Annotated in this window: 26 protein-coding genes; 18 read left to right on the top strand and 8 right to left on the bottom strand. The window is 58.8% G+C overall.

What is annotated here, in order from left to right; all coding sequences use genetic code 11:
• Positions 1-304, bottom strand: a 304-nt coding sequence (locus tag J4E58_RS30000) for a phage holin family protein (RefSeq protein ID WP_207255352.1), incomplete at its 3' end; no start/stop codon positions are given.
• 92 nt (positions 305-396) lie between these two features.
• Here J4E58_RS30000 and J4E58_RS29995 point away from each other — a divergent pair.
• Entirely contained in the window at positions 397-774 is a 378-nt protein-coding gene (locus J4E58_RS29995; protein WP_007926993.1) for a hypothetical protein, read from the top strand.
• Between the two features lie 518 nt (positions 775-1,292).
• Here the strand turns inward: J4E58_RS29995 and J4E58_RS29990 are convergent.
• The 5 genes from J4E58_RS29990 to J4E58_RS29970 all read right to left on the bottom strand — a co-directional run bounded on the left by J4E58_RS29990 (position 1,293) and on the right by J4E58_RS29970 (position 5,186).
• Complete coding sequence (locus J4E58_RS29990) at positions 1,293-1,655, bottom strand: hypothetical protein (RefSeq protein ID WP_007926991.1); 363 nt, start codon at positions 1,653-1,655, stop codon at positions 1,293-1,295.
• Positions 1,648-3,864 carry a VapE domain-containing protein gene (locus J4E58_RS29985; RefSeq protein ID WP_087091434.1) on the bottom strand — a complete coding sequence of 739 codons (2,217 nt, stop codon included), beginning with the start codon at positions 3,862-3,864 and terminating at the stop codon, positions 1,648-1,650. Before J4E58_RS29985 ends, J4E58_RS29990 begins: the two co-directional genes overlap by 8 nt.
• A complete protein-coding gene (locus J4E58_RS29980) occupies positions 3,854-4,081 on the bottom strand; it encodes a TraR/DksA family transcriptional regulator (protein WP_081002223.1) in 228 nt (75 codons plus the stop codon). Before J4E58_RS29980 ends, J4E58_RS29985 begins: the two co-directional genes overlap by 11 nt.
• Positions 4,074-4,592: a phage regulatory CII family protein gene (locus J4E58_RS29975; RefSeq protein ID WP_172963051.1), complete on the bottom strand. Its 519-nt coding sequence runs from the start codon at positions 4,590-4,592 to the stop codon at positions 4,074-4,076. The genes J4E58_RS29980 and J4E58_RS29975 overlap by 8 nt, the downstream gene beginning before the upstream one ends.
• 333 nt (positions 4,593-4,925) lie before the next feature.
• On the bottom strand, positions 4,926-5,186 hold the full coding sequence (locus tag J4E58_RS29970) for a hypothetical protein (protein WP_087091432.1): 261 nt from the start codon (positions 5,184-5,186) through the stop codon (positions 4,926-4,928).
• 79 nt (positions 5,187-5,265) lie between these two features.
• Between J4E58_RS29970 and J4E58_RS29965 the strand changes: the two genes are divergently transcribed.
• Positions 5,266-5,997 carry a LexA family transcriptional regulator gene (locus J4E58_RS29965; protein ID WP_087091431.1) on the top strand — a complete coding sequence of 244 codons (732 nt, stop codon included), beginning with the start codon at positions 5,266-5,268 and terminating at the stop codon, positions 5,995-5,997.
• 72 nt (positions 5,998-6,069) lie between these two features.
• On the opposite strand, the gene J4E58_RS29960 is transcribed toward J4E58_RS29965, so the two are convergent.
• Positions 6,070-6,645 carry a hypothetical protein gene (locus tag J4E58_RS29960; RefSeq protein ID WP_087091430.1) on the bottom strand — a complete coding sequence of 192 codons (576 nt, stop codon included), beginning with the start codon at positions 6,643-6,645 and terminating at the stop codon, positions 6,070-6,072.
• A 202-nt stretch (positions 6,646-6,847) separates the two neighbouring features.
• On the opposite strand from J4E58_RS29960, the gene J4E58_RS29955 reads away from it, so the two are divergent.
• From J4E58_RS29955 to J4E58_RS29900, 12 genes are all read left to right on the top strand, one after another.
• Positions 6,848-7,027: a hypothetical protein gene (locus J4E58_RS29955; protein WP_087091429.1), complete on the top strand. Its 180-nt coding sequence runs from the start codon at positions 6,848-6,850 to the stop codon at positions 7,025-7,027.
• On the top strand, positions 7,024-7,614 hold the full coding sequence (locus J4E58_RS29950) for a hypothetical protein (RefSeq protein WP_087091428.1): 591 nt from the start codon (positions 7,024-7,026) through the stop codon (positions 7,612-7,614). The genes J4E58_RS29955 and J4E58_RS29950 overlap by 4 nt, the downstream gene beginning before the upstream one ends.
• Positions 7,615-7,623: 9 nt before the next feature.
• The gene (locus J4E58_RS29945) at positions 7,624-7,914 is read left to right on the top strand and encodes a phage antirepressor KilAC domain-containing protein (protein ID WP_053259957.1); all 291 of its coding nucleotides are present in this window, start codon (positions 7,624-7,626) and stop codon (positions 7,912-7,914) included.
• 158 nt (positions 7,915-8,072) lie between these two features.
• On the top strand, positions 8,073-8,390 hold the full coding sequence (locus J4E58_RS29940) for a pyocin activator PrtN family protein (RefSeq protein ID WP_087091427.1): 318 nt from the start codon (positions 8,073-8,075) through the stop codon (positions 8,388-8,390).
• Between the two features lie 48 nt (positions 8,391-8,438).
• Positions 8,439-8,918: a hypothetical protein gene (locus J4E58_RS29935; RefSeq protein WP_087091426.1), complete on the top strand. Its 480-nt coding sequence runs from the start codon at positions 8,439-8,441 to the stop codon at positions 8,916-8,918.
• Positions 8,915-9,136, top strand: coding sequence for a hypothetical protein (locus tag J4E58_RS29930; protein WP_087091425.1), 222 nt, complete (start codon positions 8,915-8,917; stop codon positions 9,134-9,136). Before J4E58_RS29935 ends, J4E58_RS29930 begins: the two co-directional genes overlap by 4 nt.
• Complete coding sequence (locus tag J4E58_RS29925) at positions 9,136-9,678, top strand: phosphohydrolase (protein WP_087091424.1); 543 nt, start codon at positions 9,136-9,138, stop codon at positions 9,676-9,678. The genes J4E58_RS29930 and J4E58_RS29925 overlap by 1 nt, the downstream gene beginning before the upstream one ends.
• Entirely contained in the window at positions 9,675-10,814 is a 1,140-nt protein-coding gene (locus J4E58_RS29920; protein ID WP_178082612.1) for a hypothetical protein, read from the top strand. Before J4E58_RS29925 ends, J4E58_RS29920 begins: the two co-directional genes overlap by 4 nt.
• Positions 10,811-13,000 (top strand): DNA cytosine methyltransferase, encoded by a 2,190-nt coding sequence (locus tag J4E58_RS29915; protein ID WP_087091423.1) that lies wholly within the window; start codon positions 10,811-10,813, stop codon positions 12,998-13,000. The genes J4E58_RS29920 and J4E58_RS29915 overlap by 4 nt, the downstream gene beginning before the upstream one ends.
• On the top strand, positions 12,997-13,632 hold the full coding sequence (locus J4E58_RS29910; RefSeq protein WP_087091422.1) for a hypothetical protein: 636 nt from the start codon (positions 12,997-12,999) through the stop codon (positions 13,630-13,632). The genes J4E58_RS29915 and J4E58_RS29910 overlap by 4 nt, the downstream gene beginning before the upstream one ends.
• Positions 13,629-13,832 (top strand): hypothetical protein, encoded by a 204-nt coding sequence (locus J4E58_RS29905; protein ID WP_143481893.1) that lies wholly within the window; start codon positions 13,629-13,631, stop codon positions 13,830-13,832. Before J4E58_RS29910 ends, J4E58_RS29905 begins: the two co-directional genes overlap by 4 nt.
• On the top strand, positions 13,829-14,095 hold the full coding sequence (locus tag J4E58_RS29900) for a hypothetical protein (protein WP_102673039.1): 267 nt from the start codon (positions 13,829-13,831) through the stop codon (positions 14,093-14,095). The genes J4E58_RS29905 and J4E58_RS29900 overlap by 4 nt, the downstream gene beginning before the upstream one ends.
• Here J4E58_RS29900 and J4E58_RS29895 read toward each other — a convergent pair.
• The gene (locus J4E58_RS29895) at positions 14,092-15,708 is read right to left on the bottom strand and encodes a recombinase family protein (protein WP_087091421.1); all 1,617 of its coding nucleotides are present in this window, start codon (positions 15,706-15,708) and stop codon (positions 14,092-14,094) included. The genes J4E58_RS29900 and J4E58_RS29895 overlap by 4 nt on opposite strands.
• A gap of 38 nt (positions 15,709-15,746) precedes the next feature.
• On the opposite strand from J4E58_RS29895, the gene rimO reads away from it, so the two are divergent.
• From rimO to J4E58_RS29875, 4 genes are all read left to right on the top strand, one after another.
• Complete coding sequence (gene rimO, locus J4E58_RS29890; protein ID WP_172963053.1) at positions 15,747-17,072, top strand: 30S ribosomal protein S12 methylthiotransferase RimO; 1,326 nt, start codon at positions 15,747-15,749, stop codon at positions 17,070-17,072.
• A 106-nt stretch (positions 17,073-17,178) separates the two neighbouring features.
• Positions 17,179-17,652, top strand: coding sequence for a GNAT family N-acetyltransferase (locus tag J4E58_RS29885; RefSeq protein WP_085529982.1), 474 nt, complete (start codon positions 17,179-17,181; stop codon positions 17,650-17,652).
• 82 nt (positions 17,653-17,734) lie between these two features.
• Entirely contained in the window at positions 17,735-18,445 is a 711-nt protein-coding gene (locus J4E58_RS29880) for an rRNA pseudouridine synthase (RefSeq protein ID WP_007923926.1), read from the top strand.
• Between the two features lie 66 nt (positions 18,446-18,511).
• A complete protein-coding gene (locus tag J4E58_RS29875) occupies positions 18,512-18,973 on the top strand; it encodes a DUF1456 family protein (protein ID WP_007923927.1) in 462 nt (153 codons plus the stop codon).
• Positions 18,974-19,026: the final 53 nt, after the last annotated feature.

Here is a 19,026-nt window from a genome sequence, read left to right as displayed (position 1 = left end):
CCAACCGCTTGGCGGCCCAGCGTTCGTACAGGCCAATCGCAACATCGGCGCCGGCCATTGCGGTCAGGCACCCCAAGGCGCCTGCTGTCCAGATCGACATACCCGCTGCAATCATCAGCATCATCGCCGACACGCCGCAGACAATGCAGGCACCGGATCGAAGAGCAAGCCGACGCAGCAATACCCAGCCTCGCGCCCCGTCCTTGTCTGCCCGCCACATCTCGCCAGATATACCCCCGACCAGGGCCAAGACGATTACTAACCAGATCGGCATTTCCGCCAGCGCTTGTTGCTCGTTTGTCATAAGATTTTCCTGATTGATCGTCGGTGTACTTCGGTTGGGCGCTACCAACTCAACGCTGGCTTCATTGCTCACGTGTTCTTATGGAGATGTTCATGACTGTTTTTGAATCAGTAAGTCTCGCGGTTGGTATTGCTGGTGCGCTGGCAGCGTTGGTAGCTCTTCCTACATTCGTCCTAATGTGGATACAGGCCACTGACGAGCAGAAAGAACACTTTCGACAGTTCTGGGCCAAGCTGGGCCAAAAGGCTTATAGAGGCTGGGTTTACCTATCCTGCGTGATACTTGTTTCGACAGGGGTTTGGAAAATCATTGAGTTTTCCACCAGTACTCAGCCCTTAACCCGGATCGATATCGTTCTGTACTCGATGAACCTGATCAGCCTGATCGTCTTCTCGGTGATCTCACTAATTACGATCGTGGCTTTCCAAGTGATGGACCAGAAGAAACGCGTCGTAGCTGAAACCCGTTAGCGTTAAACGCAAAAACCCGGCACAAGGGCCGGGTTTGGTGAGTGTGGTGCCTGCCGCTCTCTGCGGTCGCACCTATCGAAGATGGCTACTTTTTACAGGTCGATTCTCATGGCAGCAACCCCACTTTAATGCCACCCGGTGAATAAGTGGGCAACACCGGGTGAACGTCTAGCGAATGTCGGCGAATATCTACCCACGGCATTCTGTTGCTTCGGCGGTGTCTCATATGTCCCATACCTCAACCTGAGTATGGGACTCCTGAGAGCGCCTAAATTCGGGGCTCTGCCCCATTGTCCTATCTATTTCCTCTTTTTCTCGTGTAAGGAAGAAAATCTAAAAACACGCATGCGCGCGATAGCGCGTACAGGTCTGCTCTCCGCTCATGCGGGCGGGCGGTGTTTTTGGTGGGACCATGGGACACGCCAACAAACACAAGGCCCGCGCTTGTCCCATCATGTCAAAACACAATGGGACAAGGCGGGCCAATGGGACAGCGACAGCCGAGGTCATGCCTAGGGTCACGCAGCCTTCCCCATCAGCATGCCGTCGATCAGTACATGAGCTTCATGCAAGCGGCGGTAGTAGGTCGGCGCACTGCATCCACAATGCAACATCTTCTGCGACAAGAAGCTGTCGTGGTTGCAGTAGTGCTCCCGGACAAGAACCGACAGCTGCGCAGGCAGATGTTTGTTCACGATCAGCTCGATATCCGCCGACTCGTCCAGCAACACCCGGCTGCCGCGAGTCCCTCGTATCAGCTCGCCCTTGCACTCCATCAGCATCGCGATCATGTTGCCGCCGCCCAGCTCCGAGCCACCTTCGTGCGGGCTATGCAGATCCTCAGCCCACAGCTTGAGCATGTCGTCGATTCGCTTAATCAAAGCAAGGCTCCTCGAACGCTTCCCGCTGCAACGCTGACGCACCGCCCCACCCGGCCGGCTTCTTGTAAGCCCAGGGCCGCTGACCGCTTTTCACCAACGCCGGCAAACGCACACGCCGCCAACCCAGCCGGTGCATGATCGCGCCGACCCGTATCTGCTCCGGCTTGCCCCAATGCCCGTAGTCGAGCTTCAGTGCACTGGCCAGCACCTCGCTGCCGGTGGTGGTTTCGCCGATCTGCGACTCTTCAAGCCAGGTCAGGATTGGACCTTCCCACTCATCCACCACGAAGCGTTCGTCCTGTACTTCGCCGAACATCGCCGCCTCGTCCAACGTTACCCACCAGAGGTCGCCCGCCTCGTAGCAGAACATGGCCTCGGCCCACAGCTGATCGCGGATCTGCCGCAGCAGCTCGAGCTCGACCTTGGTGCATGCCACCGGCCAATAGCGGCGGTTGCCCGTGGCGTCCTTGAGGTATTCATCCTGGTTGGTCGTACCCACGAAAACACACTGGCGTGGCACGTCCATAGTCCTGCGGCCGTAGCTCTCGCGGTAGGTATCAGTGGATGCCGAGAAGAACTGCTTGGCCTTGGTCGACTCGGCCTTGTTGAAGCTGTCCAGCTCGCCCAGTTCGACGATCCACTTACCGCGGATTGCCTGGAAACCGTCCTTGTCGCCCAGGGCGAACGGCGTGTCCATGAACCACTCGCCGCCGAGGATACTCATCGCCGTTGACTTACCAGCGCCCTGAGCCCCTTCGAGAATCATCACCGAGTCGGCCTTGCAGCCGGGTTTCATCACCCTGGCTACGGCCGAGAGCATCCAACGTTTGCCGACCTTGGACGTGTAGTCGCTGAGCTTCACGCCCATGACATCGGTCAACCAGCTTTCCAGGCGTGGCACTCGGTCCCACTCCAGCTTTTGCAGATACTGGCGCACCGGGTGAAAGGCATGGTCATGAGCAACCACACTGACCGCCTCGATCACGTGGGACGCCTTGACCCGCAAGTTGTACTGCTGCGCGAGCCACTTCATGACACGCATATCGTCGATGTCGGCCCAATCGCCCGTGCCACCGCCATAAGGGGCCGCACGCAACTTAACGATCTTCGAGCTGAAGGCGCTGTAACTGATCACCCCAGCCCAGCGCTCATCATTAGCCAGGATCAGTTCGACGTTCTGCATATGCGCGATCAAGGCACCGCTTTCGCTACGAGCCAGCAGATCCTTCCAGCCACCAGCTGCAGGCGGCTTGACCACCGCCAATACCTGGCGACGTACCGCCTCCAGACCTTCCACAACATGCAGGTCATTGAAGTCGGTCCACTTCTCCTCCCGTTCTACCGAGAAAGTCGGCGCAACCACTTGGCCACCCACGATCAGCGCAGCATTGCTGGCCTTCTCTTCTCCAGGGTTCCAAGGATCACCATTCGGCTTTTTGGTCTTCCAGTCATCGTCTCGGCAGATGATCAGCGGGCAACCTGCAAAGCGCTCACGCATGGCCTTGCAGACCATCAACAGGTTGCCTGCATCGAACGCGACAGCAACCGTCAATGAAGTTGCCATATGCAGGCTCGCACCAGTGGCGTAGCCCTCACAGACCAGCACCGGCTCGCCCGGATCCGGATGCGGGCCGATCAGGTGAAATGCTCCCTCCTTCGACATCCCGTAGGGCCAATAGGACTTGTCTCGACCGGTGTCTTCCTGCTTCGATGGAAAGACCACCTGCAGGCCGACAATCTCGTCCCGTACGTTGCACATCGGCACCAGGAAAGACCCAGACCGCGGCGCATAGCGAACGCCGAAGCCGACGATCTGTTTGCGATCCAGATAGTCGCTGCGCCCCTTTTCCGGCATGCGGTTGAACATACCCGCCGCCCGTTTCGCCGCCCGACGTGCGGCATTGGCCGCGATCTCGGCGGCGCGGCGCTTGGCCTCTTCCTGCCGAGCACGCATAACCTCGCGCTCCTCCGGCGACATCCGCCCGGCCTTGACCTTGATCTTCTGCGTCTCGCCCGAGCGCCAGTCACCGAAGCTGCCGAAAATCAGAGTTTCGCCCTTTTCAGTCCGATGTTCGTGGACGACGTACCAACCGTTTTTTTCCTTGCCCTTGTCCTGCGAGGTCTTGCAGCGAGTGAGCTTGCCAAAAACCAACGGCTGCGCGGGCTCAAGGCCGTAGTCTGCGAACTGCCCCAATACCTCATCGAGCATGGCGGGCCTCCCACGCTTCGTCGACTGCCTGACAGCCCACACACTGGGTGCACCCCGGCGAAGCTAAACGGCGTGCTTCCGGGATTGGCTCATCGCATCCCTCACAGAACATGAACGAATGCGCCGCCAAAGCAGGCTTGGCGGCGTTACGTGCAGCAAGCGCCTGGTCGATACGCTCCTGCACCAGGTCGTTGGCAAAGTCGGCAATGTCAGCCACGGTCAGCACCCCGCGTTGTCTGGTTGACGTACGTGGCGCGGTTGAACAACCCCAGCAGCCCTTGAATACCGCGGAACACCTGCAGGCGAATCGCGGCCAGCTCGGCGTCGCTCACTACCCCATCACCGATGCTCTTGGCCCAGGTCTCGGCCAGATCAGCGACTTGCCGGAAATACTCCGCGATGCCAGTGGTCAGGGTTTCGGGCATGTCGTTTGTGTAGGTCTCTGCCAGTTCCTGCCAGATCGTGTCGCCGACCAGGGCATGAACGGCATCAAGAATTCGGCGATCCTTGGTCAGTTCCAGAATCTCGCCGAACTCTTGAATATTCACGGTGTGGCTGGGGTGGGTCGGGGACAGTTTGTGCTGCAGCGTGGTGGCGTTTCTGCCGGTGGTGGCGGCGATGGCTGCGGCGCCGCCGGGGTAGTCCCGTGCAGCGTGGTAAAGCGCGAGATCGAGCGGCAGGACTTCCCGCTGCGCCCGATCAATACAACTCAGAGCAATTCGGCTCATGGCATTAATCCTATTAAGTTGCCAGTGCCGCGCGACATGCAGTGGTGATACATTTGCCGCGTGGCTTGAAAGGGCCCAAAAGCCGGCTAGGTCCGCAAGACCGACACCGGCACCGTGCCGGGGCAAGCGATCCGTCGCTCACCCCTGGCGCAACAGCTGCCTCAATCTGTGGTGGAGAAAGGCAGCAACCCAGGGCTTCCAAGCCTTGGAAAGCGCGGTAAAGGTCAGCGGTTCGCATGTGGTGTGCCCGCCTACCCTTTACCGCGACCCGGCAGCGCTGTGGTGGTGCGTGCCGGGAGGAACTGGGCGACCTTTGGGTCGCCTTTTTTCTAACTACGCCGCAACTTTTTGCGGGGCTGACGCTTGAAGTAACCAGATAGCGTCAAACGCATTACCCTTTTGCTTTGCGGCTGTAGCCAAAAGCTTGGCGTATTGGGTTTCACCCGTGTAATCGGTACGCGGGAGACTGGCCGCTAGACGCCACTTGTTAAGCGCCTGATAGCTACGGCCGCAAATCTTAGCAGCGGCACCGATGCCACCTACAGCTTCAAAAGCAAACGCAATTGGGCTCGGAAAATCAGCGGGGTCCAACATGAGAGATTCCTTTTATCAACTCGGAGTTGATATTAAACATCAACTGACTATTGCGCAAGCTTCATGGCACTCTCAACCAATGGTTGATAAAAATACGTTACGCACTGCTTTCAGCATGCGCCTTCACGAAGCCCTCAACGATGCCGGCATACGCAGCCGGGGTCGCGGCGTGGATATCCATAAGCAGCTAAAGAGCCTGGGGGTTGATAAAACCACTCAAGCCATCAGTAAATGGCTCAACGGCGAAGCTATGGCAGAAGCCGACAGCATGGCAGCGCTCTGTACGTGGCTGAAGGTAAGACGGGAGTGGTTGGAATACGGCGTACTCCCAAAAGAACAGACCAACGAAAGCAATGTGATCCAGTTGGTCAACCAAGGAAACAGCAACGTCAGTGAACTAATACAACGTTTTGGCAAGGTACCGCTGATTTCTTGGGTGCAGGCAGGTGCCTGGTGTGAGTCAACCACAAACTTTGAGCCATACGACGCCGACTCATGGCTTTCCTGCCCAGTCCCCATCAGCTCAAACGGATACGCCCTTAAGGTGCTTGGCGACTCCATGACCAACCCTGGGCCAGGGCGCAGTTATCCCGCAGGCTGCATAATTTTTGTTGATCCAGAGGTCGTAACAAAGGCAGGTGATCGTGTAGTTGCCCAGATACCGCGCACGAATGAAGCGACATTTAAGATACTGGTTGAAGATGCTGGACGACAATACTTACGTCCAATCAATCCACAGTATCCAATCATTGAGTTTACGGAAGAGACACATATTTGCGGGAAAGTAGTTGGGACATTTCTTCCCGAATGACCAACTCTGCGGAAAAGTAACAGGGCTTGTCGTTTTATCGAATGTTCTTATCCTGTCGAGTCCCTACCCTGCTTACGAAGCCCCAATGCGCTCCAGAAGGGCTGGTATATCGTTTGGGTGGAAAACAACTTCGGTTTCCTCTGGGTGATAAGTCGGAATGTTTCGTCCGTACTTTTCACCATCTGCCGTAAGTATTCGGAAAAAAGTTTCCTCCCCAGAGGGCAAAGTTCTTGAAACTTTGCGCACCAAGCCTTCGAGCTGCATGAGCTCATAAATGGTGGCTGATCTGAACTTTGATCCGGCTGCTGTGAGGGCGGCTTGCATGCTCATATATTCGCCGCGTGATTCTTTGTGGGCCTGCCAAGGCGAGACATATTTCTTTTTCTTCAGATCTTTCGGCAAGTGGCCGGCCCACTCACTACCTAATTCAGTCAGTACGTAGTGAGCGGGGGTGTTCGAAGCTTTATGGGCTCTAACTTTCTTGATAGCGCCGCGACTTACAAGGCTATCTATGGTCGCTCCAGCATACTCAACACTGTTTAGCGTGACCGTCCACAGGTATTTATCTATTTTTTGCTGATCTATTTCGCACTGGCTTAGCGCAACGAGTGCTGCTTTTTGCACGCTGGTCAGGCTTGGTTTCGCCATTTCTGCTGTATTCCTTGTCCGTTTTTGCCCTCCTGCTCGTAGAACTGCATAAGCAGGGATCCAATCAGCAACCCTTTCCGAATACTCAAGATAATTACCACAAATAAGGATCCCCTCAAAAATATCAACCAATGGTTGTTGACAAAAATCAACCAGTGATTGATATTTTGCTCACTCTTCCACCACAGAGCGAGGCAACACCATGCACACCACGGCAACCTTGCACGTCCATCCGGCGTGCACCAGCAACCGGAAACTGATCGAGCAGCTGCAATCCACCACAGGCTGCTTGATCATTATCCACAACAACAAACCCAAGCTCGTCGCCCAAAACAATCAGCCCTTCCCCTTCGATCCAAATGGCGGAGGGCACGCAGCATGAGGAAGTTCAAACTCGACAATCGGACCCTGACCCTCCTCCAGGCCCAGGTCAACCTGACCGAAACCTTTACTCATACGCTCCGGTCCACCCCGCGGCGTGATGTGTTGTCGTTCCGGCTAAAGGTTGAACGCAGCAAATCCGACACGCTCTTCACCGTCGAGCTGGGAAGCGAACGCCACACGCTGACCCTGCAAAACGAAAAGAAGATGCACCTCAAGCTGGCCGACTTTATCGAAGAGATCGTTAACGGCCCCTTCGATCCAAGCAGCCCAGCCGATCTGCTGGCACTTCCCCACGCGAGCCGACGCTTCGGTACCTTTGAAACCGAACAACGGCAGCAGGTGTTCGAGCTGGTACGCACAGGCGGCACTCTCAGCCTGGACATGGGGTTCGACCTCCCCATTCACATTGCCCTCCATCGCAACATCACGCGCAAAGCCGTGACGACCATCTTGAGCATTGGTGTGAAAAAGCCCCACACCAAGTGCTTCACCGTGTGCGGTAGCGACACCGAGATGTACGAGAAGATCGTCGAGTCCATCAACCACTTGGCTGCAGTCGCAACTCCTGCAGCACACGCGGCATAGGGGGCAACCATGGAACGCGACCTCGCAAAGACCGCCAAGTACTTTGGCATCACCCGCCCAACGCTGATCAAGCTCATGCGCGAGAAGGGCCTGCTCAACGACAAAAAGCTGCCGGCCTACCCCCACCGGGACCGCGAGTACTTGAGCATCAAGAACGGCCAATGGTGGCACCCGGATTTCGGGATGCAATACAGCCAGTCCACCCGAGTGAAGCAAGCCGGCCTGCGCTGGCTTGCTGAACAGCTGGGGCTGGAGATGCCGGAGATCCCGGCAACTCCAGACCGCCGTGACGTGGCCTAGAGAATACGCCCGCCAGATCTTAGCCCTGCGTACTAAAGAGGAGCGCAACGCTGCGCTCCTTGAGGTACCGGAACATCTGCGGGAGTTGACCAAAAGCCACTGCCTGAATGCCTGGAACCACCCGGCACGCCACAAACGCAAGGAGGCCCAACAGAGCCATGAGCAATAACAGCCAAGCACCGCTGCGACTGCACCCCGCACCGGATTCATCCACTGTCGAACTGCTCTACCGAACCTTCGGTGACGTGTTGATCCCCCTTGAAAGGCTGCGCGAGCAGTATTTCCGCAACCTCAACAAGGAGTCATTCGAGGCAGGGATCACCAGCGGCCGGATCGAGCTACCCGTTACCACCCTGGACAAAAGCCGCAAGGCGCTGAAATACGTGCACATCCGACATGTTGCAGCGCTGATCGATATCAGAGCCTACAAGGCGGACGAGGAAATGCCTCGAGCACAAGCCGAAGTAAACGAGTAACCCCAACGGCCGCCACCACCGGCCAGCAAACCACCAGGAGCACACCACATGACTGCAATTCAAATCTTTGCGCTGATAGCAATCGCCCTCACGACGGGTGCTGTCTATTGGATCGCCTACCGGAACGGGTTCAGCAATGGCCGTGCCGAGGGCCATGCAGAGGGTTACAGCGAAGGCTACGACGTCGGCTGCCAAGCTGGATTTCGAGACGGAATGGATGAAGGCAAAGCCATCCAGCGCTCTGACAACTGGGAAGAGATTCGCAACCTGGAGCACTCCCTCAATCAAGCCAGAGACCAACACAAGAAACTTTTCGCCCATTGCGAACGCGCTTTGGCGGCCTCGAAACTCGGAGAACCTGCTCGCCAGACCCTGCTGGACATTGCGGAAAAACTGCGGATTGCTGCAGCCACATTCAACGCGCTGCGCACCGGCAAGGCCATCACTCGCGAGACTAATGCGCTTCGCGATCAAGCCCTCGCCATGGCAGCCCTGCTCGAACCAGTAGCACGGGAGGACGCAGCATGAAGCGCCCTATCCCATTACTGCGCTTGAGCCCAGAGGCGGCTGGCGAGCTGCAGGAAAAATGCACCAAGGCCACCACCGAGCTGCAAGAGCTGTCGCGCTTCCGTAAAGAGTTCGACCGCCAGCTGGCCGAGCGGATCGGCCCCGACGCCGTGCGCCAATTGCACAAAGACACCAATAACGCTCTGCTGCTGGCAGATCTTGTCAAGGAGGCCGCGTAATGAGCTGGATCCTCACCTCCACCGGCAAGCGCTTCGATCTGTTCAAGGTCGACGCTGACCTAATCGATCTGCGAGACATCTCGCACTCCCTGGCTCACCTGTGCCGATTTAACGGTCACACCCGCGAGTTCTACAGCGTGGCCCAACATAGCTGCATCGTCGCCGAGCTAGTGCCGGAAAAATACAAGCTCGCGGCTTTACTGCACGACGCCACCGAGGCTTACCTGGGTGACATGACCAGGCCACTCAAACAGTGGATGCCCTACTACCGAGGTGTCGAGGACACCATCCGGGAACGCATCTGCGAGCGCTTCAATCTGGCCCTGGAACTTCCTGCTTGCGTTCACCAGGCCGACCTGATCGCGCTGGCCACCGAGCGCCGCGATCTCATGCCATCCGATCCGGCTATCTGGGATTGCTTGGTTGGCATCGAACCCATGGCTGAAACCATCCGCCCATGGTCCGCCACCGATGCCCGGATCACCTACCACCAGCGCCTGATGGACCAAATCGCTATCGAAAATCGGAGAAAAGCGGCATGAAGATCGAACAGAAAAATACCCAGTCCATGCCCGCTTTGCTCCGCAACAATTGCGGCGTCGACGCGCAAAAAACAAAGAGCCTCTGCTGCAAAGCAGCAGGCATTATTGACTCTATCAGCGCCACTGCCGAGGCACTTATACCCCACGAAAAGCTGCGCGAGGCAGCCAGTGTTGATGCAACGCTAATCGCTCGGGAACGCCCGCCCGCGCAGCCTGTGGTGGGGTATAAGCCCTTCCCGAGTGACGAACGAGCCGAATACGAGAAGGAATTTCCGGTTCCGGAAGGCCTGCAGTACTGCGCAAACCTCGACACGTACATTCGGGCAGCAGGATCGAGCCCATCCGACAAGTTCGCCCGCGAACATTACGCATACCGAGCAGGCTTCGCTGCCTGGATGCGTCGAGCGTGGAAACAAGTATCTACTGATCTAACCACCGAACGTGGCGATGGCTTCACCTGCTGGGGGACCAAGACTCAGCCCAGCGCAGTCCCACTCACCGCTCAAACCACCCACCAGTTCATTGCGAACCAGGTTGCTGCTCTGACCGATACATTCAGGGCTTACACCGAAGAGGAAACGGCCTGGTGCGCCATCAAAGCTGAAGAGCTTGAACTGTTGAAGCAGGCACAAGCCGAGCGCGACGCCCTACAGGCCGACCTAACCAAGACCGATCAGCGGGTGGATGAGTTTGAGGGGCTGCTACAAGAGACTATTTCGGCATGGGCCGCCACCCAATTCGGTGATCCACCGACCGAACTCGCCAAGGTCATTGCGCGCATCAAGCCCGCGCTCAACCCCACTCAGAAGCCCAATGCCTGCTGCGACAGCTGCTCGGCCGGCGGCACCAGGCAAGACGTGGTTGACGCCAACAATGCAATCAAAGAAGCACAGCTGTCGTTGATAGCTGTGCTCAAAGACGTATATCCCGTCGGCACCCGGGTAAAAGCAAACCTTGGCCGCTCCATGGTTACGGTCGAGATCACTGGTCATAGCAATTCATACTGGTACGGGGCCGGGGATTTGACCGGTTTCAACGTCAAGACCGGCAGCGTCCGCCGCTTCCATTTCAGCGCTATTCAAGAAGCTGCCGCCCCCCTGTATCGCCCAGGCAACGCACAGGAGGCCAGCGCATGACCTCCTTTGCCAAAATTCCGTTTGATTTCAAAACCCAGTACCGCCTCGGCTTCAACACCCAAGACGACGAAATCGTGGTCGACTTCTTCTGCGGCGGCGGTGGCGCCGGCACTGGCCTCGAGATGGGCCTTGGACGAGCGGTGAATGTCGCGAAGAACCACAGCTCAAGCGCTATCAGTATGCACACCGTGAACCACCCGAGCGCCGTGCACTACACCACCGACGTGTTCGACGGCGATCCAGATACCGAGTGCGACGGCAAGGCCGTTGGCTGGTTCCACATGTCGCCGGACTGCACGCACCACAGCCAAGCTGCCGGCGGCCAGCCTCGCAAGCGTGAAATCCGGAACCTGTCGTGGATCGGCCTGAAGTGGGCCGGCAAGAAAAAGCCCCGCGTCATCAGCCTGGAGAACGTGAAACAGATCCTCCAGTGGGGGCCACTGATTGCTAAGCGCTGCAAGACCACTGGCCGTGTGGTGACCCTGGACTTGGTACCACACCCGACCAAACCAAAAAGCCTAATCAACCGCATCGCCGACCAGGGCGAGATTGTGCCGGTAAACAATCAGTTCTTGGTGCCAGACCCAAAACGCCGCGGCCAGACCTGGGCCTTTTTCGTTGCCGAGCTGCAGCGCCTCGGCTATGTGGTTGAGTGGCGAGTGCTGAAAGCCTGCGACTATGGCGCTCCGACCAGCCGAGAACGCCTGTTCATGATCGCCAGGTGCGACGGGCAGCCGATCGTGTGGCCTGAACCAACCCACGCGAAGAACCCAGCCAAGGGCCAGAAGAAGTGGCGCACCGCGGCCGAGTGCATTGACTGGACCATCCCGAGCAAAAGCATCTTTGACCGGCCGAAGCCACTGGCGCCGGCCACCCTGCGCCGGATCGCCAAGGGCATGAAGAAGTTCGTCCTCGATGCCGCTGACCCGTTCATCGTGCCAATTGCGAACTGGTCGGGCGACAGCGTGCAGTCAGCACATGAGCCGCTGCGCACCGTGACTTCCTGGCCCCGCGGCGGATCGTTCGCCATGGCCAGCCCGATCATCGCGCCGGCTACGCACCAGGGCAGCGACCGGATCAACGACCCAGCAGCCCCGCTGCCGACCGTTACCTGCGCGAATCGCGGTGAACTAACGCTGATCAGCCCGACCCTGATCCAGACCGGATATGGCGAGCGGGCCGGACAGGAACCTCGAGTGCCCGGCCTTGACCAGCCTTTGGGCACTGTCGTTGCCGGCGGAGTAAAACACGCCCTCGCCGGCGCCGTGCTGGTAGGTGCCGGTGGCCCCGAATATTCCGGCAAGCCTGCAGCTGTCGACCAGCCAACTGGCACCCTGATGACCCAGAACCACCGAGCGATCGCATCAGCGCACCTGGTGAAGTTCAGGTTTGCAGACGAAGGAAAGACGCTCGACGAACCATTGCCGACCATCACCAGCGGCGGGAACTACCAGCGCCCGGCCGGGGCCGCCCACGCTATGGGTATCTCGACTGTGTTCATGGCCCAAATGAACGGTGGCTTCAATACCACCGCCGCCAAGAGCATCGAGGATCCGTTGACCACGGTTACAAACACCGGCAGCCAGCAGCAGTTGGTGACGGCGACCTTGATCACCAACACCACCGGACACGCTCCAGTGGACATTGAAGGACCAGTACCGACCCTGACTACAGGACAACACCAGGCCATCGTTGCAGCGAATCTGCTTCACCTGCGCGGCAACTGCGACGCCAGGGACTGCAATGATCCACTACACACTGTGAGCGCCGCAGGGACTCACCACGCCGCAGTCGAATACACCCTGTCGCCGGAGCACGAAGAAGGCGCGCTACGGGTCGCCGCATTCCTGATCAGCTACTACGGCACCGAAAACATCAGCGGCGCCGACCAGCCAGCGCCAACCATCACCACCAAGGACCGCCTCGGACTGGTCACTGTGACCATCAAGGGCACCCCCTACGTGATCGTCGATATCTGCCTGCGGATGCTGCAGCCGTCCGAGCTGTACAAAGCCCAGGGATTCCCGGCGGACTACATCATCGACCGCGGCGCCGACGGCAAACCATTCACCAAGACCCAGCAGGTGCACATGTGCGGCAACAGCGTCAGCCCACCGCCGATGGCAGCGCTGGCCAGGGCGAACGACCCATGGCGTCAAGCAGAACAGCTCAAGGAGGCAGCATGAACAATTACAAAATGATCAACGTGCCGCAAGGCGCCACCCATACCTGCAAAGGTAACTATTACCGCAAAACCGATGATTCCCCGAATTGGTATCTGTTTGGAAATACAAGCGGTGATTGGGTGCTGACCTCACTCACCAATGAGTATTTAGAAGAAATGGCGAAGCCTATTGCGCCGCAAGTTGCTGTGCCGCCTGCTGGAGGGGAGCCGAAGATTCAGCGCTGGTCAGCGAACTGGCACATGGAAGAGTTCTACAAGAGCCCTCACGGCAACCACGTTACCTACAGAGATCACCGCGCCCACGTCGCCCGGCTACTGACTGAGATTGAACGCCTATCCCCACCCGCCGGCCAAGTGCCGTACCAACAGCAGATGGAGGCATGGAAAGCGGCGAGCAATCAGGACCTCATGGCCCGCGGCTCACTGATGATTCAAGTTGAAGAGCTGGATGCCGAGAATGAGGCGCTGCGCAAAGACGCCGAGCGATATCAATGGCTGCGCGAGCGCGACCTTGAAACTGTCTACCTGGGCGGTGTTTTTGCAGGCCTGACACCGGATAACTTGATCCTGAACGGCAAAGAACTGGATGCAGCCATTGACGCTGCCATGGGCGAGCAGGTGGCGTCATCATGAATAACAAACCATCGCATTTCCGCTATGTCTGCAGGGCCTGCAAAAAAGAAATCTTACAGCCAGTTACAAAGGACAACCCCGAGGAAACTCCAATTCCAACTTGCTGCACGCATCGTCGGCGCGACATGGCTTTCCAGGGCGGAATATTCGATCACCACACCGTGACCATACCCGCCAGTGAAAAGGAGGCAGCACAATGATTTTCGACGCAACAACCGATACGCTGCCTACAGCGAGCATCAGCGGCGTTGTCCACGAAGGGTTCACCTGCACCACCCGCGATGGGAAAAGGCTGCGCATGGCGCTCGTCGACGACGAAGGCAACATTGTTGACGTCGGCCACCATGTTGCCCAGGAAGCCTGGAATGTCTGCATTCAGGTGCAGCACAACTTCTGGATAGGCCAGGGGCACATGCGCGTGCTGAGTAAGCCGATCCCGCTCAAGATCGACAAAGCAGCCTAAACCCCGAAACCCAACTGCCAGTCTCCGGTTTTGCGATCAATCCGAAGCAGCCGGGGCTGGCCACCCTTCCCGACCAACAACAAGTCGATCACCTTTCCCTCGCGCCCGGCCGCCTGCATGCCATGGTGATAGACGACGATCCGCTCGAACGTCTCCCTCACCAGTTGTCGCACTCTCATCCTGGCATCGTAGTCGAGAGCCTCAACCCCGGAGGCCAGCTGTGCCCAAGCCTCGGCCAGTCCAGGCTGGTCGCGGTTCGAGACAGCCACTAACTCGCGCTCGGCTTGGGCCACCTCCTTCCGTTTGCCGGCATACTGCTCCTCAAGCTCACGCGCTTTTCGGACAAAGATCAGAGGTGATGCACCGCCTTCAGCAGCTAGCAACGCCTCACTCACCCGCTCCAGTTGCTGCTCGATCAGCACAGCCTCGGCTTTGGCTGTCGCCAGTCGAGCTTGAATGGCCTGCGTCTGGTCGCTGCCCTCGAGCAAGCCGCTCAGGTTCATCCGATCGGTGCAATAGCTCATCAGCGCCTTCTCGATCGGCACGACACTGCAGCTCCCACCCACGGGACAGCCTTCGTTGTGGGAGTATCCGACGCAGATCAGCCGGCGATGACCATCAGCCAAACTACCGTCCGACCGGGCCTTGAACATCATGTTCTGCCCTACGACAGCGGTACCGCAGTATCCGCAATAGCTTATGCCGAGCCCTGTAACAAGGCCCGGAATCTCCCCTCGCCCCTTGCGCTTCACCCGGCCATCAACAAGAGCCGAGAGTTCGGCGAACTCATCGGCCGTGAGAATAGGCGGGTAGTACCCATCGAGCCGATAGCTTTCACCCTCCAGCTCCAACACCTTTACCCCCATCAAGGCAGGCAATCTAACAAGCCGATGGACCTGCAGCGCGGTTACGCCCTTATCTGTGAGGGCCAAGCCGCGCTGGGCCATCTCCCGGATAATGCGGACAGAGCCATACCCCCTACGGAACAGCTCGATGACAAAGCGAACGCCTTCGACCCTCTCGGGAATCAGACGAAATTCCTGTCCATCCCACCGCAACCACTGGGGATCTTTGCCGTTTCGAATGACGCCTCGATATGTGCCGGCAATCCAACCCTCGCACTGCCGGCGAATGGCCGCCTTAACCCGCTTCGACTTAGTGTCGGACTCTTCATGCGCACGTATCATCACCAGCAACGAATACACCAGGTCCATCGGCTGAGCCTTCAGGCCGGCCCGGTTGTACTCTCGGCCGTCACTGGCGGTGACCACGGTGATACCGGCATTGATGATCTGAGCCAGCTGCGCCTGGGCCTGGATCGGCTCAGCGCGACTCAGCCGGTCAAGTCCCTCAACAACCAAGACAGAACCGTCGGCGATCCGGCCGTCCTCAACAGCCTGCAGAAAGACGCCCAGTGCCCCCTGCTTGACGTGACGCTGATGATAGGCGGATAACCCCTCATCTCTCAGGGATAGCGACTCATCCAGAACGAGCCCCTTTTCAGCCGCCCAGCGCTGTGCGTACTGGAGTTGACGGTCGGCACTACTGCCGGTCGCTTGCCTAGGATCGGAGAACCGTAAATAGCTGTATACTCGCGCGCCGTTTTTAGCCATTAGAAAAGATAAGCCCTGATGAGGATCTACCTATTATGATGACAGAGAAAGCCCCACGTGTAGGTATGATATCGTTAGGGTGCCCGAAAGCGCTGGTCGATTCCGAGCGCATCCTCACGCAACTGCGTATGGAAGGTTATGACGTGGTGTCCACCTACCAGGACGCCGACGTCGTGGTGGTCAACACCTGCGGTTTCATCGACTCGGCCAAGGCCGAATCCCTGGAAGTGATCGGCGAAGCCATCAAGGAAAACGGCAAGGTCATCGTCACCGGCTGCATGGGCGTGGAAGAAGGCAATATCCGCGACGTGCATCCGAGCGTGCTGGCCGTGACCGGCCCGCAGCAGTACGAGCAAGTGGTCAGCGCGGTGCACGAAGTGGTGCCGCCGAAACAGGACCACAACCCGCTGATCGACCTGGTGCCGCCACAAGGCATCAAGCTGACTCCGCGCCACTACGCGTACCTGAAGATTTCCGAAGGCTGCAACCACAGCTGCAGCTTCTGCATCATTCCGTCAATGCGCGGCAAGCTGGTCAGCCGCCCGGTCGGCGATGTACTGGACGAGGCCCAGCGCCTGGTCAAGTCCGGGGTCAAGGAACTGCTGGTGATCTCCCAGGACACCAGCGCCTATGGCGTCGACGTCAAGTACCGCACCGGTTTCTGGAACGGCGCGCCGGTGAAAACCCGCATGACCGAGCTGTGCGAAGCCCTCAGCACCCTGGGCGTCTGGATCCGCCTGCACTACGTCTACCCGTACCCGCACGTCGACGAGCTGATCCCGCTGATGGCCGCCGGCAAGATCCTGCCGTACCTGGACATCCCGTTCCAGCACGCCAGCCCGAAAGTGCTCAAGGCCATGAAACGCCCGGCCTTCGAAGACAAGACCCTGGCCCGGATCAAGAACTGGCGCCAGATCTGCCCCGAGCTGATCATCCGCTCGACCTTCATCGTCGGCTTCCCTGGCGAAACCGAAGAAGACTTCCAATACCTGCTCGACTGGCTGACCGAAGCCCAGCTCGACCGCGTCGGCTGCTTCCAGTACTCGCCGGTGGAAGGCGCGCCGGCCAACGACCTGGACCTGGAAGTTGTCCCGGACGAGGTCAAGCAGGACCGTTGGGAGCGCTTCATGGCGCACCAGCAGGCCATCAGCTCGGCGCGCCTGCAACAGCGCATCGGCAAGGAAATCGAAGTGCTGATCGATGAAGTCGACGAACAGGGCGCCGTGGGCCGCTGCTTCTTCGACGCCCCGGAAATCGACGGCAACGTGTTCATCGACGGTGCCGGCGACCTCAAACCAGGCGACAAGGTCTGGTGCCGGGTGACCGACGCCGACGAATACGACCTGTGGGCCGAAGTCCTGTAAGGCGTAAAAAACCGCAAAGCCCCGCTCTCTTCGCGAGATGCGGGGCTTTTTTACGTCTATCGTTTGCTCAGGACCACGGATGCGTCACCACAAAGGAGCAGGCGGCATGCGCCATCATTCGGTCATCCACACCCCGAAACACAGCGACTACCCGGAACTGACCCGGGTCTGGGAGGCCTCGGTGCGCGCCACCCACGACTTCCTGCCGGACAGCTACATCGAACTGCTGAGAAACCTGGTGCTGAACCGTTATCTGGATGCGGTGATGCTGATCTGCACCCGGGACCAGCGCCAGCACATCACCGGCTTCGCCGGGGTCGCCGCCGGCAAGATCGAGATGCTTTTCATCGATCCCGCCCATCGCGGCCAGGGCCTGGGCAAGCAATTGCTCAGGTACGCCATCGAACACCTGAACGCCGACGAACTCGACGTCAACGAGCAGAATCCGCAAGCCCTGGGCTTCTACTTCAAGCAGGGCTTCGAGGTCATTGGTCGCTCCGAGCACGACGGCATGGGCCAGCCTTACCCACTGCTGCACATGCGTTTGAAACAGCCCCAGCAGCAGGCGCTGCGCGGCTAAAAGCCACAGCGGGCAAATGGACCCGCGATTAACCGGCGCCGGGCAGGTACAATGCCTGCCCCCTTTTGCTACGGCCCCTGTCATGACTGACCCGATTCGTCTCTCCAAACGCCTCATCGAACTCGTCGGCTGCTCCCGCCGGGAGGCTGAGCTGTTCATTGAGGGCGGCTGGGTCACCGTGGATGGCGAGGTCATCGACGAGCCGCAGTTCAAGGTCGACACCCAGAAAGTCGAGCTCGACCCACAGGCCAAGGCCACCGCGCCGGAGCCGGTGACCCTGCTGCTGAACGTGCCGGCCGGCCAGGACGTCGACAGCGCCATGCAGTCGCTGAGCGCCGCCAGCCTGTCCGAGGAGCACCGCTTCGGCAAACGGCCGCTCAAGGGCCACTTCCTGCGCCTGACCGCCAGCGCCGATCTGCAAGCCAATGCCAGCGGCCTGCTGGTGTTCACCCAGGACTGGAAGATCCTGCGCAAGCTGACCGCCGATGCGGCCAAGATCGAGCAGGAGTACGTGGTCGAGGTGGAAGGCGAGATGGTCGCCCACGGCCTCAACCGCCTGAACCACGGCCTGACTTACAAGGGCCGGGAACTGCCGCCGGTCAAGGCCAGCTGGCAGAACGAAAACCGCCTGCGCTTCGCCATGAAGAACCCGCAACCGGGCGTAATCGCCCAGCTCTGCGAAGCGGTAGGCCTGAAGGTGATCGCCATTCGCCGCATCCGTATCGGTGGGGTTTCCATCGGCAAGGTGCCGGTCGGGCAATGGCGCTACCTGTCCGCCAAAGAAAAATTCTAGGCCGACACCCATTCAGACGCCGCGCGTGCATGCGGCGCTCAACGTGAACAGACCAGGACTGTAGACATGATTCATAACGATGTACTGCGCAGCGTGCGCTACATGCTCGACATCAGCGACAAGAAGGTCGTCGAGATCATCAAGCTCACCGGCTTTGACGTGAGCCTGGACGACATCGTCGGCTACCTGAAAAAGGACGAGGAAGAAGGTTTCGTGCATTGCCCGGACGAGGTCATGGCGCACTTTCTCGACGGCCTGGTGATCTTCAAGCGAGGCAAGGACGAAAGCCGTCCGCCGCTGCCGATCGAACTGCCGGTGACCAACAACATCATCCTGAAGAAGCTGCGGGTCGCCTTCGAGCTGAAGGAAGACGACATGCACGCCATCCTCAAGGCCGCCGACTTCCCGGTGTCCAAGCCCGAGCTGAGCGCGCTGTTCCGCAAGTTCGGCCACACCAACTACCGCCCGTGCGGCGACCAGTTGCTGCGCAACTTCCTCAAGGGCCTGACCCTGCGCGTCAGAGCGTAAGGCAGCTATAAGCTGCAAGCCTCAAGCTGCAAGCTGAAGTCCAAAGCTTGTCG

Origin of the sequence: Pseudomonas sp. FW305-25, assembly GCF_017351415.1 — a bacterium.
Lineage (GTDB): Bacteria > Pseudomonadota > Gammaproteobacteria > Pseudomonadales > Pseudomonadaceae > Aquipseudomonas > Aquipseudomonas chlororaphis.
Note: the sequence above shows the minus strand (reverse complement) of the source record. Positions and strands in the feature narration are given on the sequence as shown.